7 protein-coding genes are annotated in these 18406 nt (G+C 71.8%); all 7 read right to left on the reverse strand.

Annotated features, from left to right (window positions below; genetic code table 11):
• Positions 1-257: 257 nt before the first annotated feature.
• The 7 genes from treY to KPB06_RS08085 are packed head-to-tail and all read right to left on the reverse strand — an operon-like array spanning position 258 to position 18297.
• Complete coding sequence (gene treY / locus KPB06_RS08055) at positions 258-3023, reverse strand: malto-oligosyltrehalose synthase (RefSeq protein WP_275905387.1); 2766 nt, start codon at positions 3021-3023, stop codon at positions 258-260.
• On the reverse strand, positions 3020-5254 hold the full coding sequence (gene malQ, locus KPB06_RS08060) for a 4-alpha-glucanotransferase (protein ID WP_059575044.1): 2235 nt from the start codon (positions 5252-5254) through the stop codon (positions 3020-3022). The genes treY and malQ overlap by 4 nt, the downstream gene beginning before the upstream one ends.
• The gene (gene treZ / locus KPB06_RS08065; RefSeq protein ID WP_059575045.1) at positions 5251-7122 is read right to left on the reverse strand and encodes a malto-oligosyltrehalose trehalohydrolase; all 1872 of its coding nucleotides are present in this window, start codon (positions 7120-7122) and stop codon (positions 5251-5253) included. Before treZ ends, malQ begins: the two co-directional genes overlap by 4 nt.
• Entirely contained in the window at positions 7119-9251 is a 2133-nt protein-coding gene (glgX, locus tag KPB06_RS08070; RefSeq protein ID WP_099318439.1) for a glycogen debranching protein GlgX, read from the reverse strand. Before glgX ends, treZ begins: the two co-directional genes overlap by 4 nt.
• Before the next feature lie 36 nt (positions 9252-9287).
• Positions 9288-11498: a 1,4-alpha-glucan branching protein GlgB gene (glgB, locus tag KPB06_RS08075; RefSeq protein WP_275905386.1), complete on the reverse strand. Its 2211-nt coding sequence runs from the start codon at positions 11496-11498 to the stop codon at positions 9288-9290.
• Positions 11495-14905, reverse strand: a complete 3411-nt coding sequence (treS, locus tag KPB06_RS08080) for a maltose alpha-D-glucosyltransferase (protein ID WP_275905527.1) — start codon at positions 14903-14905, stop codon at positions 11495-11497. Before treS ends, glgB begins: the two co-directional genes overlap by 4 nt.
• Entirely contained in the window at positions 14905-18297 is a 3393-nt protein-coding gene (locus tag KPB06_RS08085) for a maltotransferase domain-containing protein (protein ID WP_059575048.1), read from the reverse strand. The genes treS and KPB06_RS08085 overlap by 1 nt, the downstream gene beginning before the upstream one ends.
• Positions 18298-18406 lie beyond the last annotated feature (109 nt).

The following is an 18406-nucleotide window of genomic DNA, read 5'->3' on the forward strand; positions in this document are numbered from 1 at the left end:
AAGCGGAAACGGGCCGGTGACGCCGAGCCGCGGAGAAGAGGCGGCGAAACCGCTGTGGGAAGACGACCGCGGCGAGACGCCGCCGGAGGAGTGGTCGTAAGGTCGCCGACGCAGATCGTCGGCTGAACAAACCGGCTTGCGATCGGACGTTTCGGGTGAAAGCCGATCACGCGTTTGAAAGATCGATTATTCGCGGCACGTTTTGCACAAAATCGATCGCGGGCTGCTCCGGGGCTACCGTCAATCGGACATCGCCTTCAGTTTTCACTCCGCGCCGCGACGAGCACCGCCACAGGCAACTCGGCCAGACAGCGATCGAGCGCCAGCACACCATCCGGCGCATCGATCGCGTCCCCGGCATTCAACGCGTCTGTCCAGGGCCCTTCAACGCCGCGCGGCAGCACGGCGGCCGTGTCGCCCCATCGCGCCGGTTCCACGCGCGGCAATCCGGGCGCTTCGCCCAGCAACCGGCACGCGAGCCGCGTCGCGACCACCACCACGGTCGCCGCATCGTCGCACCGCGCGAACGCCACCGCATGCCGTGCCAACTTGCCGCGCACGCGCAGCGGAACGTACGCGCCATCCGCGAACGTCGCCGGCCATCGCGCGCGCAGCGCCAGCATCCGCTCGATCAGCGCGCGCTTCACGCGCGCGTCGGGCCATGTCGGCAGATACGACGCAACGGGCGCGTCGACCGCTTCGGCCGCCAGCGTCGCGAACGGCACGTCGCGCCGGTTGTCCGGATCGACGAGCGAGTGATCCCATGACTCGGTGCCTTGATACAGATCGGGCACGCCGGGCGACGCGATCCGCAGCGCCGTCTGCGCGAGGCTGTTGACGACGCCGGCCGGCGCGATCCGCGCGACGAACGCATGCAGCCGATGCGGAAAATCCCCGGCGCCGCGCGGCGTCAGGATCGCGCGAACGAATGCCTCGCAGCCGCGCTCGTAGTCGGGCTCGGGCGCGAGCCAGTCGGTGTGCTGCTTCGCTTCGCGCAGCGCCTTCGTCTGCCATTGCACGACGCGCGTCGCGAGCGCGTCGAGGCCGGCCGCATCGTCGGGTGCGAGCGCGGGCGGCCAGCAGCCGACGAGCGTCTGGTACAGCATCGCCTCGGCGGCCGGCCCGGGCGTCCACGCGAGGTCGCGGTGCGCGCCGCTGCGATGCGGCAAGTTCAGCGCCGACCAGTCGAGCGATGCCGCGCGCCACGCATCGGGCGCCTCGCTGAGCACCGCGAGCCGCGCACGCGCGTCCTCGCCGCGCTTGTGGTCGTGCGTGGCCGTCGCGACGAGCCCGTGCGGCACGGTGCGCGCGCGTCGCCGATTGCGCGCATGGAACGCGCCGCGCGACAGGCTGAAGTCGCCGGCGTCGGCGCCGACCTCGTTGCGCGACAGCAGCCGGCCGTAGCGATAGTTGGCCGTATCCTCGACACCCTTCGCGGCCAGCGGCGCGGTGAGCTGCGCGAACGCGACGCGCGCCGCGACCAGCGCGTCCGCGTTCGCGCGCGGCACGCGCACGACCGGCAGGCCGAGCCACGCGGCCACGCGCTCGAGCGCGAACCGGTCGGTCGGATCGACGGCCGCATACGCACCGTCATACGCGTGGGCGAGCACGCGCCGGTCGGCGTCGGCGAGTTCCTCGCCCGGCGCCGGATACATCCGGTACACGGGCAGCCGCACCGCGAGTTCACCGAGCACGCGCTGGATCGCGAGCCGGCTCACGTCGCGCGTCGCGGGCGACGCCCGCGCGATCCCGTGCAGCAACCGCGCGACCCGCGCATGCTCGACGGCGAGCTGGCGCATCAGCACGCGCCGCTTGCCGTCGAGCGCTTCCTGCGCGAACGTGCGCGCCGAACCCGACACGGCCGCCCAGTGCGCGGCGAGCGGCGCGGCGCCGGCCGGGTCGTGCAGCAGCGCGTCGACGTCGTTCATGAAGTCGTAGCCGGTCGTGCCGTCGACGGCCCAGTCGCTGCGCAGCGCCTCGCCGGGCGCGAGGATCTTCTCGACCACGATGTAGGGCCGCGCGTCGCGCTGCGCGGCGAGCCGCGCGTGCAGCCGCCGGCAGTACGCGCGCGGATCGGCGAGGCCGTCGACGTGATCGACGCGCACGCCGTCGACCAGCCCGGCCGCGTGGAGGCGCAGCGGCAGCGCATGAACGGCGTCGAACACCGCGTCGTCTTCGACGCGTACGGCCGCGAGCGTCGCGATGTCGAAGAAGCGCCGCCAGTTCAGCTCGTCGGCGGCCGTGCGCCACCACGCGAGCCGGTAGTGCTGGCGTTCGAGCAATCGGTGCAGGCAGGCGCGCGAGCGGGCGCGGCGCGGGTCGGCGCCGCGCAATACCGCGTCGAGCGCGTGCGGGCCGTGCGCGGCCGCATGATCGCGCAGCGCCGCATGGGCGGCGGCCAGCCGCGCGCTGCCGCGTGCCGGCGCGGCATCGAAGCGCTCGGCGAGCGCGTTCAGGTCCGCGCGGTTCGCGATGCGCAGGATTTCCGCGTAGGTGGCGGCGGCCACGGGCAGCCGCCGCCCGGGGCACGCGATATAGAAGCGGCCCGCGGCCGGATCGGCGCGCAGCGTGATGTCGCCGGCCGCGAGCGCATCGCCGTACGGCGCGCCGAGGCACGGCAGCAGCACCTTGCCGTCGAGCGCCGGGTCCGGCGGATGCCAGTCGATGTCGAAGGTGCGTGCATACGGGCTCGCCTGCCCCCATTCGAGCACGTCGTTCCACCAGCCGTTCGACGACCCGCCGACGCCCATGTGGTTCGGCACGATGTCGATGATGATGCCGAGGCCGCGCGCGCGCAGCGCATCGACGAGCCGCAGGAAGCCGGCTTCGCCGCCGAGTTCGGCGCTGAGCGCGCCGTAGTCGACGGTGTCGTAGCCGTGCAGCGAGCCGCGCTCGGCCGTCGACACCGGCGACAGGTACAGGTGGCTCACGCCGAGCCGCGCGAAGTAGTCGGCGTGCGCGGCCGCGTCGTCGAACGTGAAGCCCGCGTGCAACTGCAGGCGCAGCGTCGCGCGCGGCGTCATGAGCGGCGCCCCCGCGAACGGCGCGCATGCACGACGGCGGCGATGCGCGTGCGCACGTCGGTGTCGAACAGCGTGTCGACCGTGCGCGGCAGACGCTGCCGCCAGTTCGGATGGCCGCACGGCGGCCCCGGCAGGTTCGGCTGCGCGTCGAGCGCGAGCAGATCCTCGAGCGGCAGCAGCGCGAGCGGCGACGGGCTGCTCGCGACGTAGCCGAGGATCGCGTTCACCGGCGGCATGTCGGCCGGCGGCACCGCGGCGCCGGCCGGCGCGCACCCGGCCTGTTGCAGCGCGCGCCACAGCGCCGCGCGCTCGGTGGCGCGTTCCGCGTGGGCGGCGAGCAGCTCGGGCGGCGAAGCCGGCGGCGGCATCGGCTTGCCCGGCTCGGGGCGCTGCACGGTATCGTGTCCGAACGCCATGCGCTGCACGATCTCGTCGGAATCGTGCGCGCTCGCATCGTCCGGCGCCGGGGTGGCCACGTCGCGCGGCGGTGTGTCGTCGCGCCGTTTACCGGCTTCGGCGTCGGCGGCGACGCGTCGCCACCCGAGATCGACGCCGCGCCACCAGCCGGCCACGGTCGGCAAGTCGTGCGTCGAGGTGGTCGCGATCGCATCGCGATCCCATGCGGACGGCGGCCGGAACGCGCCGTTCGCGTCGCGCTCGAACCACAGCACGCGCATGCCCGCGACACCCTGCGCGCCGAGCCGTTCGCGCAATCCGGCCGGCACGGTGCCGAGATCCTCGCCGATCGCGATCGCGCGATGGCGGGCCGCCTCGAGCGCGACGAGCCGCACCAGATCGTCGAGCGGATAGCGCAGGTACGCGCCGCTGCGCGGCGAGCCGCCGTCCGGCACGATCCACATCCGCGCGAAGCCGAGCACGTGATCGATGCGGATGCCGCCCGCGTGCGCGAACGCGGCGCGCAGCAGCTCGATGAACGGCACGAAGCCGTCCGCGCGCAGCGCCGCGGGCGTCCACGTCGTCACGCCCCACGCCTGGCCGGCCGCATTGAACAGGTCGGGCGGCGCGCCGAGCGACACGCCGCGCAGCAGCGTCGTGCCGTGCGCCCACGCGTCGCTGCCGGCGCGATCGGAGCCGACCGCGAGATCGGCGATCAGCCCGGTCGCCATGCCCGCGCCGCGCGCCGCGTGCTGCGCGTCGCCCAGCGCGCGCGACGCGCACCATTGCAGGAAGGTGTGGAACGCGATCGTGTCGGCATGCGCGTGCGCGAACGCGTCGACTTCCGCCGATCCCGGCATGCGCCATTGCGCCGGCCATTGCCGCCAATCCGCGCCGATCCCGTGCTCGATGCAGAACGCCTGCAGCGCATCGAAGCGCGCGTGCGCGTCGAGCGCCGCGCCGCCCGCCGCGCGAAACCGCTGGTACGTGTCGCGCGACGGGTCGTCGCTCGCTCGCCATGCGTCGAAGCATGCACGCAGACGGCGCAGCTTCGCCGGCAGCACGCGGGGCCAGTCGATCAGTGCGGCGTCGGCGTCGGCGACGGCGGCCGATGCGCGCGGCGCGGCATCGGCGCCCGGCACCGCGTCGCAGTCGAGATACGCGACGTTGTGCCAGCGCCTCGACGACGGCGAATACGGGCTGTCGTGCGCGGGGAGGGCCGGAAAGCCGGCGTGCGTCGGGCTGATCGCCACGGCCTGCGCGCCGTGGCGAGCCGCGTGCGCGGCGAGCCGCGCGAGCGTCGTGTAGTCGCCCGCGCCGTCGTCGCCGGTGCGGCGCAGGCCGTAGAGCTGCGCGGCGATGCCCCAGCGGCTGTTCGCGTCGCGTGTGCGCGCGAACGTGTCGAACGACCGCGCCCGCGGCGGTGCGATCGCGAGCCCGATACGCCGCTCGCCGACGTCGAGCGCGTGATAGCCGGCCATCGCGAGCGGCGGCAGCGTGCCGTGTTCGCCCGTGCCGCCCACGCGCCCGTCCACGTGCCCGCCGCTTTCGAGCGAGATCCTGAAGCGCGCGCCCGGCGCCGCGACGGTCGCGGGCAGCGTCAGCGGCAGGCCGGCGTCGCCGGTCACGGTACGCGGCGGCGCCGCGTTCGCGTCGGCGAGCGCCGCCGCGCTGTCGACCCGCTGGATCGCGGTGCCGCACGGCCAGCCGAGCGCATCGACGAGCGCGACGAGCGCGTCGTCGTCCACGCGCCGCGCGACGCCGCCCGCGTCGGTCCAGTCGGGCTCCAGCCCGGCCGCACGGGCGAGCGCCGCGATCGGAACGTCGGTCGTCATAATGAACTCCGTCCGTTCGCGCGGTGATGCCGCGCATCCTGGTTGACCGCGCCGTCGCGCCACGCGATGCACGCGCGGGGCGGCACGTGCCCGCCCGGCAGCCGGTCGCGCGCGCGCGGCGGCGTCTCGAACACGATCTTGCCGACCGGCAGCGCGGGCAGCGTCGCGTCGTGCGAGCCGAGATTCAGCGCGATCGTCAGCGTGCTGCCGTCGCCGAGGCGCCAGCGCGCGGCGAGCGCGGGCGGGTCGCCGTCGCCCGCGAGCAGATCGACGCCGAGCGACCGCGCGCCGGCCAGGTGCGGCGTCACGAGGGCCGCGCGCACGGCCAGCGCGCTGCGGTAGAAGCGCCGCCACGCGGCCGCGTCGGGCCACGATTCGTCGGGCGGATGGTGCAACGACGAGCGCACGAACGTCGCGATGTCGTTCGGATCGGGAATCGCGTCGCGATGCGCGGCATCGGCGAACGCGGGAAACGCGGCGAATTCGCGGCGCCGGCCTTCGCGCACCGCGTCGGCGAGCGCGCCGCGATAGTCGGTGAAGAACTGGAACGGCTGCGTGCTGCCGTCTTCCTCGCCCATGAACAGCAGCGGAATCGACGGCGCAAGCAGCATCAGCGCGGTGGCCGCGCGCACCGCGTCGTCGTTCGCGAGCGCGCGCAGCCGTTCGCCGAACGCGCGGTTGCCGATCTGGTCGTGGTTCTGCAGAAACACGACGAACGCCGTCGGCGGCAGGTGCGCGCTCGGCTCGCCGCGCGCGGCACCGTCGTGCAGCGGCGACGGTTCGCCCTGATACGCGAAGCCTTCGCCGAGCGTGCGCGCGAAATGGCGCAGCGGCGCGTCGGCGTACGCGCGATAGTAGCCGTCGCGCTCGCCGGTCAGCAGCACGTGCGCGCTGTTGTGGAAGTCGTCGTTCCATTGCGCGTCGAAGCCGCCGGGGCCGAGCAGGCTCGCGGTATTGCGCTCGTTCTCCAGCACGAGATGCACGTGGCGCGCGTCGCCCGCGTGCGCGCGTACGCGGCGCGCGAGTTCGCGCAGCCATGCGTCGTCGCCGATCGCGTGCGCGGCGTCGATGCGCAGCCCGTCGAAACGGTACTCGTCGAGCCAGTACAGCGCGTTGTCGATGAAGAACGCGCTCGTCTGCGGGCGGGAGAAGTCGATCGCCGGTCCCCACGCGGTCTGCCGGTCCGCGCGGAAGAATTCGGGCGCGTAGCGCGGCAGCAGGTTGCCGTCGGGGCCGAAGTGGTTGTAGACGACGTCGAGGAACACCTGCAGCCCGAGCCCGTGCGCGGTGTCGACCAGCGACTTCAGCTCCTCGGGCCGCCCGTACGACGCGTCGGGCGCGAACGGCAGCACGCCGTCGTAGCCCCAGTTGCGCGCGCCCGGGAACGCGTTGACGGGCATCAGCTCGACGGCGGTCACGCCGAGTTCGGCGATCGTCGGCAGCCGCCGCTCGACGGCCGCGTAGCCGCCGCAGGCGCCGACATGCAGCTCGTACAGCACCGTCTCGTGCCACGGGCGGCCGCGCCATGCGTCGTGACGCCAGCGGTACGCGGTTGGATCGACGATCTGGCTCGGCCCGTGCACGTCGTACGGCTGGAAGCGCGACGCGGGATCGGGCACCGCGAGCGCGTCGTCGAGCAGGTAGCGGTACAGCGTGCCGGGGCCGCACGGCGCGACCGTCTCGAACCAGCCGTCGCCGGCCGGCGTCATCGGAATCGCGCGGCCGCCTTCGTCCTGCAGCTCGACGGCGGCCGTGCGGCTCGCGGGCGCCCACAGCCGGAAACGCGTGTGGTCGGCATCGACGCAGGTCGCGCCGAACGACGATTCGAATGCATGCGTGCCGGTTGGGCGGGCGGAACGGGATGTCATGGCGATCCTCGGGAAGGAGACTGATCGGGCGGCGGCACGGCCGCGACCGCGATCGCGGCCGCGTGCGCGGCGACGTCGAGGCCCGCTTCCGGCCACGAGCGCGGGCCCGAGTCGGGCGTCGCGGTGTCGAGCAGGATCCGGTAATCGAGTACGGGCGCGGGCGGCATGAACGTGATGGTGTCGGCCGATGCGTTCAGCATCACGAGCAACGCCTCGGTGCGTCCGGTGCGGCCGGTGCCGACGCGCCGCATCGTCAGCGCGCGGCGTTCGCCGTCTTCCCACGCGGGGACGGTCAGCGCGTCGCCGCGTTCGTCGAACCATTCGATCTCGCGCATGCCCGGCGCGCCGTCGCGGTCGCCCGATGGGTAGCGCGGCGCCGACATCACCGGGTACATGCGCCGCAGCGCGGCGAGCCGCGACACGAAGCGGGTCATCTCCACGCCTTCGTCGCCGTGCGCCAGGTCCCAGTCGAGCCAGGACAGTTCGTTATCCTGGCAATACGCGTTGTTGTTGCCCTGCTGCGTGCGGCCGAATTCGTCGCCCGCCACGAGCATCGGCGTGCCGAGCGCGGTAAACAGCGTCGCGAGCATCGAGCGCGCGACGCGCCGGCGCACGTCGCGGATCGCCGCGTCGTCGGTCGGCCCTTCGGCGCCCCAGTTCGCGCTGCAGTTGTCGTCGCGGCCGTCGCGGTTGTCCTCGCCGTTCGCGTCGTTGTGCTTGCCCGCGTACGACACCAGATCGGCGAGCGTGAAGCCGTCGTGCGCGGTGATGAAATTGATCGATGCCCAGGTGCGGCGCCGCCCGTGATTGAACAGGTCGGCCGAGCCCGACAAGCGTGCCGCCAGTTCCGGGCGCTGGCCAGCGTCGCCGCGCCAGAAGCGTCGCACGGTGTCGCGAAACCGGTCGTTCCACTCGGCGAAGCCGGGCGGATGGCGGCCGAGCTGATAGCCGCCGGGGCCGAGATCCCACGGCTCGGTGATGAGCTTGCGCTGCGCGAGCACGGGGTCCTGCCGCAGCGCGTCGAAGAACCCCGCGCCGGGTTCGAAGCCGTGATCCTCGCGGCCGAGCGTCACGCCGAGATCGAAGCGGAAGCCGTCGATGTTGAACGCGGTGGCCCAGTAGCGCAGCGAATCCATCACCATCTGCACGACACGCGGATGCGACATGTTCAGCGTGTTGCCGCACCCGGTTTCGTCGACGTGGTAGCGCGGATCGTCGGGCCGCAGCCGGTAATAGCTCGCGTTGTCGAGGCCGCGCCACGACAGCGTGGGCCCGAGCTGGTTGCCTTCGCACGTGTGGTTGTAGACGACGTCGAGCACGACCTCGATGCCGGCCGCGTGCAACTGGCGCACCGCGATGCGCATTTCGTCGAGTCGCCGCGTCGTCAGATACGACGGCTCCGGCGCGAAGAACGCCGCCGTGTCGTAGCCCCAGTAGTTGCGCAGCCCGCGTTTCACGAGCTCGCGCTGCTGCAGGAACGCGTGAATCGGCAACAGCTCGACCGTCGTCACGCCGATCGACAGCAGATGATCGATGAACGCCGGATGCGCGAGCGACGCGAACGTGCCGCGCTCCGGCGGGCGCAGCCCGGCGCGGCGCATCGACGCGCCGCGGACGTGGGTCTCGTAGATCACGGTGCTGCGCCACGGCACGTTCGGGCGGCGGTCGTTGCTCCAGTCGAACGCTTCGTCGACGACCACGGCTTTCGGCATCGCGGGCGCCGAATCGCGGCGGTCCATCGACAGATCGGCCCGATTCGAATGCACGCGATAGCCGAACAGCGCGTCCGACCAGCGGAACTGGCCGACCAGCTTGCGTGCGTACGGATCGAGCAGCAGCTTGGTCGGATTGAAGCGATGGCCGTTCTGCGGCTGGTACGGGCCGTCCGCGCGAAACCCGTACACGGTGCCCGGATGCGCGTTGGGCAGATAGCCGTGCCACACCTCGTCGGTGCATTCGGGCAGGTCGAGGCGCGCGAGTTCCTTGCGGCCGGTCGGATCGAACACGCACAGCTGAATGCGATGCGCGTGCGCGGAAAACACCGCGAAATTGGTCCCGAGGCCGTCCCAGGTCGCGCCGAGCGGATAGCTGCGGCCGGATTCGAGACGGGTGGGGAGGGCGGTCGGCATGGGGCGGTTCTCCGTGTCGAGGGCGCGAGCGAGTGATCAGGCAGGGGTAAGCCACAGCGTCGCGAGCGGCGGCAGGCGCAAGGTCGCCGACCACGCCTCGCCGTGGGCCGGCACGGCTTCGGCCCACACGGCGCCGTCGTTGCCGGCGTTGGTGCCGCCGTATGTCGCGGCATCGGTGTTCATCAGTTCGCGCCAGTGCCCGGGCGCGGGCAGCCCGAGGCGGTAGCCGGTGCGCGGCACGGGCGTGAAGTTGCACACGGCGACGACGAGGTGCCCCGCATCGTCGCGGCGGGCGAACGCGAACACGCTGTTGTCGCGGTCGTCGCCGATCAGCCAGGAGAACCCGGCCGCGTGGCAGTCGAGCGCATGCAGCGCCGGTTCGGCCGCATACGTGCGGTTCAGATCCCGCACCAGCCGCTGCACGCCGCGATGCGCGGGCGCGTCGAGCAAGTCCCAATGCGGTGTCGCATCGTGCGCGAACTCGGACCATTGCGCGAATTCGCTGCCCATGAACAGCAGCTTCTTGCCGGGATGCGCCCACATGAAGCCGAAATACGCGCGCAGCGTCGCGAGCCGCTGCCACGCGTCGCCGGGCATCTTCGCGACGAGCGAGCCCTTGCCGTGCACGACCTCGTCGTGCGACAGCGGCAGCACGAAGCGCTCGGAGAATGCATACACGAGCCCGAACGTCATCCGGTCGTGGTGATAGCGGCGGTGGATCGGGTCTTCGTGCAGATACGCGAGCGTGTCGTGCATCCAGCCCATGTTCCATTTGAAGTCGAAGCCGAGCCCGCCGTCGGCGGTCGACGCGGTGACGCCCGGCCACGCGGTGGATTCTTCCGCGACGGTGACGACGCCGGCCGGCGCGGACGCACCGTGCAGCGTGTCGTTCAGCCGGCGCAGGAACGCGACCGATTCGAGGTTCTCGCGGCCGCCGTGCACGTTCGGCACCCATTCGCCTTCCTTGCGCGAATAGTCGCGGTACAGCATCGACGCGACCGCGTCGACGCGGATGCCGTCGACGTGATAGCGGCGCGCCCATGCGAGCGCCGACGCGACGAGGAATGCACTGACTTCGGTGCGCCCGACGTTGAACACGCACGTGTTCCAGTCGGGATGCATGCCTTCGCGCGGATCGGCATGCTCGTACAGCGCGCTGCCGTCGAATTGCGCGAGCCCGTGCGCGTCGTTCGGAAAATGCGCGGGCACCCAGTCGACGATCACGCCGATGCCGGCCGCATGCGCGCGATCGACGAACCGCGCGAAACCCTCGACCGGCCCGAAGCGCGCGGACGGCGCGAACTGCGCGAGCGGCTGGTAGCCCCACGAGCCGCCGAACGGGTATTCGGCGATCGGCATGAACTCGACGTGCGTGAAGCCCATCCCCTTCACGTATGGAATCAGCCGCTCGGCGAGTTCGTCCCACGTCGCGCTGCGGTCCATCTGTTCGGGGATGCGCTGCCACGATTCCGGATGGACCTCGTAGATCGACCACGGCACGCGATAGCGGTCGTCGTTGCGCGGCCGCGCGTGCATCCAGCCGTCGTCGTGCCATGCGAACGCGTGGAGCGCCGCGACGTCGGCGACCACCGATGCCGTGCTCGGCGGCGCCTCGGTCGCACGCGCGCACGGGTCGGCCTTGTGCGGCAGCACGCGCCCGTCGGCCGCGCGCAGCTCGTACTTGTAGCGCTCGCCCGCGCCGATGCCCGGCACGAACAGCTCCCATACGCCCGACGGCCGCCGCAGCCGCATCGGATGGCGGCGCCCGTCCCATGCATTGAAATCGCCGACCACCGATACGCGCTGCGCGTTCGGCGCCCAGACCGCGAAGCGCACGCCGTCGGTATCGTCGATGCGCGCCGGCGTCGCGCCGAGGCAGTCGAGCACGGCATCGGGATCGCCGGCCGAGAAGCGCGCGAGCGCCGCTTCGTCGAGCAGCGTGCCGAATGCATACGCGTCGTCGGTGACCTGGTGCGCGTTCGGCCAGTCGATCGCAAGCAGGTAATGCGGCCAGCCGCCGTCGTGCGCGATCGTCCCCGCGAAGCAGCCGGCGCGATCGATGCAGGCGAGCGCGCCGAGCTCGGTGCCGTCCGGCGACAGCGCGCGCACGCGCTCCGCACCGGGCAGCAGCGCGCGTACGACGATCCGGTCGGCCTGTTCGTGCGGGCCGAGGCACGCAAACGGGTCGGGATGGCGGCCGGCGAGCAGCGCGTCGATATCGGCGCGTTCGAACAGCGTGTCGGTCATGGGTGTCCTCCGTCGTCGGGCAGCACGCCGTCGCCGAGCAGCCGGTCGACCAGCGCCGCGAGCCCGCCGACCGGCACGCTCAGCCAGTCGGGCCGGTTCGCGGCTTCGTAGCACAGCTCGTACGACGCCTTGTCGATCAGAAACAGCGCGAGCAGGCGGTCCGCGTAGTGCGGATCGACGAAGCGCGCGGGCGCGTGGTCCGCGGCCGCGCGATAGCATTCGACGAAGCGGTCGGCGGCGGCCTGCCCGAAGCGGTCGAACAGCGCGCGCTTGCGGCCGGCGGCCTGGGGCGGCGCTTTTTCGATCGCGAACTGCGCGGTCGCGCTGACGTATGACAGCGAGCGCAGCAGGCCGGCCACGTCGCGCAGCGGATGCGATTTCGCGCGACGCCGCTCGAGCGGGCGCGCCGGTTCGCCTTCGAAGTCGATCAGCAGCGCGTCGCCCTGCACGTCGAGCACCTGGCCCAGATGGAAATCGCCGTGAATCCGCGTGCATTGCGCGTCGAGCGTGCGCGGCACGAGCTCGCCGAGCGCCAGCACGGCCGCGTCGCGCGACGCGAGCAGCGCATCGGCCGACGCGCGGGTGGGCACATCGAGCGCATCGAGCCGCGTGCGCAGCACGTCGAGCGCGCGCTCGAACGATGCGATCGCGTCCATGCACCAGCCGTCGATGTGATCGGGCGTCGCGCGCTCCGGCGAGAACGCGGGATCGTCGGACGGCTGCGCGAGCGCGACGTGCAACTGGCCGAGCCGCGTGCCGATGATGCCCGCGAACGCCGCGTAGCCGAGCAGCGCATCGGGTTCCTCGTCCGTTTCGGCCGCCTCTCCTTCGTCCGCGGCCGGCAGCGCGAGTTCGTCGATCGCGCGCCGCAGGAAGTCGAACGAGCGCGTCCACGCATCGCCCTGGTTGTCGACGTAGCGCTGCAGGATCGCGACCGTATGCGGCGTGCCGTCCGGATCGACGTGCACGACTTCGCCGGCCAGCGTCGCGGTGTTCGCATAGCCGATGCGCGTCAGGTGCCGGCTCATTTCCGCTTCCGGATGAACGCCGTGCGCGACCTTGCGCACCAGCTTCAGCACGATCGCGTCGCCGATCACGAGCGAGCTGTTGCTCTGCTCGGCCGCGAGCCAGCGCACTTCCGCGTCGTCGCCCGGATCGAGCCCGGCGAGCGCGTCTTCCGGCAGAAAGGTGAGCCGGCCGCCGTCGGACGTGGGCACCGTCGCGCCGTCGCGCAGCTTGCGCAGCATCCCGCGCGCGAACGCCGGCAGCGCGAACGCGTCGGTCAGGTAGCCGACCGTATGGCCACGCCGCACGCGCGCCAGCGCGAGTTGCGCGAACAGCGGATGGGACGTCTCGCCGCCCCACGCGGCCGCGAGCGGCACCACGTAGCGTTCGACGCCGCCGTCGCTCGCCGACACCCATGCCTCCGCATACTGGAACGGCTCGTCCGGAATCGGCGTGACGACGTTCAGCCACGCGTCGCCGATCTTGCGGTCCTTCGACGCGAACCAGCGCCGCCGCGCGAGCCATGACGCAAGCGCGTCGTGCGCGAGCGTGTGCAGCTGCGAGACGTCCGGCCGCGTGTCGCCGCGCCGCATCACGAGCGTCACGTATTCGGGCAACGGTTCCGCGTGCGGCTGCCGCCACGACGGCTCGCGGCCGTGCTCGGTGAGCACGAACCAGAGGAATCCGTACGGCGGAAAGGTGAGGAGATACGGGAGCTGTCCGATCGGCGGAAACGGCGAATCGGACGTCATCTCGATCGGCACGCGGCCCGCGAATTCGGACAGGTCGAGCTCGACCGCCTGCGATGCGCGCGACAGGTTCGCGACGCACAGCAGCGGCTCGTGGCCGTCCAGCTCGCGCAGATACGCGAGCACCTTGCGGTTGTCCGGGCGCAGGAAGCGGATCGTGCCGCGCCCGAACGCCTGCGACGCCCGGCGCGTCGCGAGGATGCGCCGCGTCCAGTTCAGCAGCGAATGCGGGTCGCGCGTCTGCGCCTCGACGTTGATCGCGTCATAGCCGTACAGCGAGCCCATCACCGGCGGCAGCACCAGCAGTTCGGGGTCGGCGCGCGAGAAGCCGCCGTTGCGGTCCGACGACCACTGCATCGGCGTGCGTACGCCGTCGCGGTCGCCGAGGTGGATGTTGTCGCCCATCCCGAGCTCGTCGCCGTAGTAGATCACCGGCGTGCCGGGCATCGACAGCAGCAGCGAATTGATCAGCTCGATGCGGCGCCGGTCGCGCTCCATCAGCGGCGCGAGCCGGCGCCGGATCCCGAGGTTCAGCCGCGCGCGCCGGTCGCTCGCATAGGTCTGCCATAGCAGGTCGCGCTCCGAATCGGTGACCATCTCGAGCGTCAGCTCGTCGTGGTTGCGCAGGAACACGGCCCACTGGTTGCTCGGCGCGAGCGCCGGCGTCTGGCGCATGATGTCGAGGATCGGGAAGCGGTCCTCGCTCGCGATCGACATGTAGATGCGCGGCATCAGCGGGAAGTGGAACGCCATGTGGCATTCGTCCTCGTTGCCGAAATATTCCTGCACGTCTTCCGGCCACTGGTTCGCTTCCGCGAGCAGCATCCGGTTCGGGTATTCGGCGTCAATCGTCGCGCGGATCCGCTTCAGGATCGCATGCGTCTCCGGCAGGTTCTCGTTGTTGGTGCCTTCGCGCTCGACGAGGTACGGCACCGCGTCGAGCCGCAGCCCGTCGATGCCGAGGTCGAGCCAGAAGCGCATCACCTGGATCACTTCGCGCACGACGGCCGGGTTGTCGAAGTTCAAGTCGGGCTGGTGCGAGTAGAAGCGGTGCCAGTAATACTGGCCGGCCACCGGGTCGTGCGTCCAGTTCGACGTTTCGGTATCCAGAAAGATGATCCGCGTGCCCGCGTATTTCGTATCGGTGTCGGACCACACGTAGTAATCGCGATACGTGGAGCCCGGCTTCGCGCGGCGTGCGCGCTGGAACCACGGATGCTGGTCCGACGTGTGGTTGATCACCAGCTCGGCGATCACGCGGATGCCGCGCGCATGCGCTTCGCGGATGAAGCGCCGCACGTCGGCCAGCGTGCCGTAGTCGGGATGCACGTCGCGGTAGTCGGCGATGTCGTAGCCGTCGTCGCGTCGCGGCGACGGATAGAACGGCAGCAGCCAGATCGTGTCGACGCCGAGCTCGGCGATGTAGTCGAGCTTCGCGATCAGGCCGGGGAAATCGCCGATGCCGTCGTTGTTCGAATCGTAGAACGACTTCACGTGCACCTGGTAGATGATCGCGTCCTTGTACCACAGCGGATCGTCCGCGCAGAGCGCGGGTTCGCGGCGGCGCGCGCGGCGCCGGCGCGGCGTGCCGGCCGGCGCGAGCGACGGGAATTGCGCGCGGCGCACGTCGTCGAGGGAATCTTCGCGTTTCATCATCCGTGGGCTCCCGAGGAAGGTCGGGCGTCGTCCGGCGCGGGCGTCGCCGCCCGCGCGGCGCCCGGAGGCGGCGTGAGCCGCCAGATGGCGTACGGCCGCACGTGCGGATCGAGCGACACGTACTGGCGCTGGCCGCGCCAGGTCTGCGCGTGCGCGGCGTCCTGTTCGAGCGCATCGAGCGGCTCGCCGTCGGCCAGCCCGAGGCCGCGCCACAGCGCCGCATCGAGCGTGAAGTTGGCGGCCTGCGGATGCCACGGGTCGAGGCTGATCGCGACGACCACCACGCTGTCGAACGCGGGGGTCGCCTTCATGAACACGAGCACCGAATCGTTGTCCGCGTCGACGAACGTGAGCCCGAGATGCGTCTGCAGCGCCGGGTGATCGCGCCGCGCGCGGTTCAGCCGCGCGATTTCCGCGCCGATGTGCGCGGCCTTGCTCCAGTCGCGCGCGCGCAGCTCGTATTTCTCCGCATCCGCGTATTCCTCGCTGTCCGGCAGCGGCGCCGATTCGCCGAGCTCGAAGCCCGAGTACAGGCCCCACGAGCCGGCCAGCGTCGCTGCGAGCGCCGCGCGGATCACGAACTGCGAGCGCGGCGCGTTCTGCAGGTGGCGCGGGTTGATGTCGGGCGTGTTGACGAAGAAGTTCGGCCGGAAGAATTCGCGCGCGGGGCCGGCCGTCAGCTCGGTCAGGTAATCGATGAAGTCGCGCTTCGATTCGCGCCACGTGAAATACGTGTAGGACTGCGAGAAGCCGACTTTCGCGAGGCGATACATCATCCCCGGGCGCGTGAACGCCTCGGACAGGAACACGACGCCCGGATGCCGGCCGCGCACGTCGTCGATCATCCACGCCCAGAACGGCAGCGGCTTCGTGTGCGGGTTGTCGACGCGGAAGATCCGCACGCCCGCGTCGACCCAGAACAGCACCGCGTCGCGCAGCGCGAGCCACAGGTCGGGCAGCGCGTCCGGCGCGTAGAAATCGGGGTTCACGATGTCCTGGTAACGCTTCGGCGGGTTTTCGGCGAAGCGCAGCGAGCCGTCGGGCCGCCACGCGAACCAGCCCGGATGCGCGGCGAGCCACGGATGGTCGGGCGAGCACTGGATCGCGAAATCGAGCGCGATCTCGAGCCCGTGCCCGCGCGCGGCGTCGACCAGCGCGCGGAACGAATCGAGCGTGCCGAGTTGCGGATGCACGGCCGTGTGCCCGCCGTCGGGCGAGCCGATCGCATACGGGCTGCCGACGTCGTCGGGGCCCGCGGTCAGGCTGTTGTTGCGGCCCTTGCGGGCCGACATGCCGATCGGGTGGATCGGCGGGAAATACAGCACGTCGAAGCCCATGTCGCGGATGCGCGGCAAATGCGCGATCACGTCGTCGAACGTGCCGTGCCGGTGCGGATCGTCGCTCGCCGAGCGCGGAAACATCTCGTACCAGCTCGAGAAGCGCGCCTTGCGGCGTTCGACGTCGACGGGGTAGGTCGTCGCGTCGTGCGTGACGAACGGGCGGTAGCGCAGCGCCGCGTACGCATCGGCGAGTTCGGGCGCGCCGATCAGTGCGAGGCGGTCGTCGGGCGACGCGTCCTTGAGCTCGGCGGCGAGCCGCTCCATCTGCTTGCGCGCGCGCGGATCGACCGGCTCGGCGTGCTTCAGCGCGGTCGCGAGCAGCAGTTGCGCTTCGCGCACCTCCAGCGTCACGTCCTGGCCGGCCGCGCGCTTCTTTGCGATATCGGTGACGAGTGACGCCCAGTCGTCGCGCCACGCGACCACGCGGAATTCATGACGGCCGAGCCGGTCGAGCGTGACGCGCGCATGCCAGCGGTCGTTCGGCTCGGCGTTGAACGGCACTTCGCGCCAGGTATCGTCGTCGGCGGCGCGCCACTGAAGCACGGCCGCCAGATGCGCGTGGCCGTCGGTGAAGATCGACGCACCGACGACGAGCGGCTCGCCGATCACGCGCTTGATCGCGAAGCGGCCGCCGTCGACCGACGGCTCGACGCGCTCGATCGCGATCCGGTCGGCCGCGAGCGCCGCCGACAGCACGGTGCGTTCACGCGCGGCGTCCGGGCGTGTCGTGACGGGCGGCGCCCGCCACGCGTGCAGCAGCGCATACGCGCCGGGCGCGAGCGCGAACGGTTCGAGCGCGGCAGGCGGATGCGCGTGCGCGCCGGCCTGCGTGACGACGCGCGTGAAGCCGCCCGGCACGCCGGGCAGGATCGTCGCGGGGTCGAGCGTGGCGGGCGCGTCGAGATCGGGATTCAACGCGATCAGCAACGCCGCGTCGTCATGGTCGAGCGACGGGCCCGTACCGCGCAGCAGCGCGGTCGCGTGCGCGGCCGGCGCGCTCAGTTGCACGATTTCGCCGCGCGTCGCCGCGACCGGGGTGGCGCGGCGCCACGCGTTCGCATCGGCGAGCGCGCCCGACAGGTCGAAACGCGCGTGCTCGAATGCGGCGCGGTAACGTTCGGCATCCGCGTCGCGCGCCATCAGCGGCACCGTCACGCCGCGCTCGAATCCCATCGGCACGAGCCAGCCGGTGCCGACGGCCGCGGCCGTCCACAGCGCGCGGCGATACGCGCGGGCGACGGTGTCGTCCGACGCGTCGGGCCAGTCGTCGGCGAGACGCGGGCCGTCCGGCGCATCGGGGAACGCGATCGGCGCGCCGATCCGACGCAGCAGCCGGTGTTCGTCCGCGAACCACGGCGCGCGCAAGTCCCACCAGCGCACCGATGAAAACACCGCGTCGAACCCGGCGCCTTCGAGCTGCGCGAGCGCATCGCGCGCATGGCCGGGCACACCGGCGAGCACCGCGGCGTCCGGGCGTGCGCGGCGCAGCGCCGCGCGCCACCCCGGCCACCAGTCGGCCGGCAGATGATGCGGCGCGTCGATCAGGAAGCCGGCCGCGCCCGCGTCGGCGAACGCCGCGAGATGCGCGCACCACCATGCCGACAGCGCGTCGCGCACCGCTTCGTCGCCGGCGTTCGCATGCGCGATATCCAGCGCGTGCGCGGTGCCGCGCGGATCGATCAGCGCGTCGTCGTGCGTGTGCTCGACGTACCAGTCCGGATGCTCGGCGCGCAGCGGGTTCTCGCGTGCGATGCGATCGGGCACGACTTCGAGCAGCAGGCGCAGCCCGTGGCCTTTCGCCAGTTGCGCGAGCCGCGAGAAGGTTTCGAGCGCGCTCGCGCGCGTCTCGAACGACCGGGCCGGCCGCCGGAAATCGGCCACGTGGCGCGGAAAGCCGGCGACGCTCGCGGCCCAGAACGCGCCGACCAGCACGTGGTCGAAGCCCATCCCGGCGATATGCGCGAAGGTCTGCGGCCACGCGTCGAGCGGCCCGACGAGGCGGGCGTCGCAGAAGTAGAGGTGTGGAGCGAACGGCGGTGTGGAGTCCATGGCGTGGCGCGGGCGGATGGCGGCGATCGGTAACGCAGCGGCATCGCAATCGGTGTGCCTGCTGCGCGATTACCGGCGGAACAGGGCGTGCACGGGAAGGCGGTTTGAA

It is taken from the genome of Burkholderia semiarida (genome assembly GCF_029268935.1).
GTDB classification, from domain to species: Bacteria; Pseudomonadota; Gammaproteobacteria; order Burkholderiales; family Burkholderiaceae; genus Burkholderia; species Burkholderia semiarida.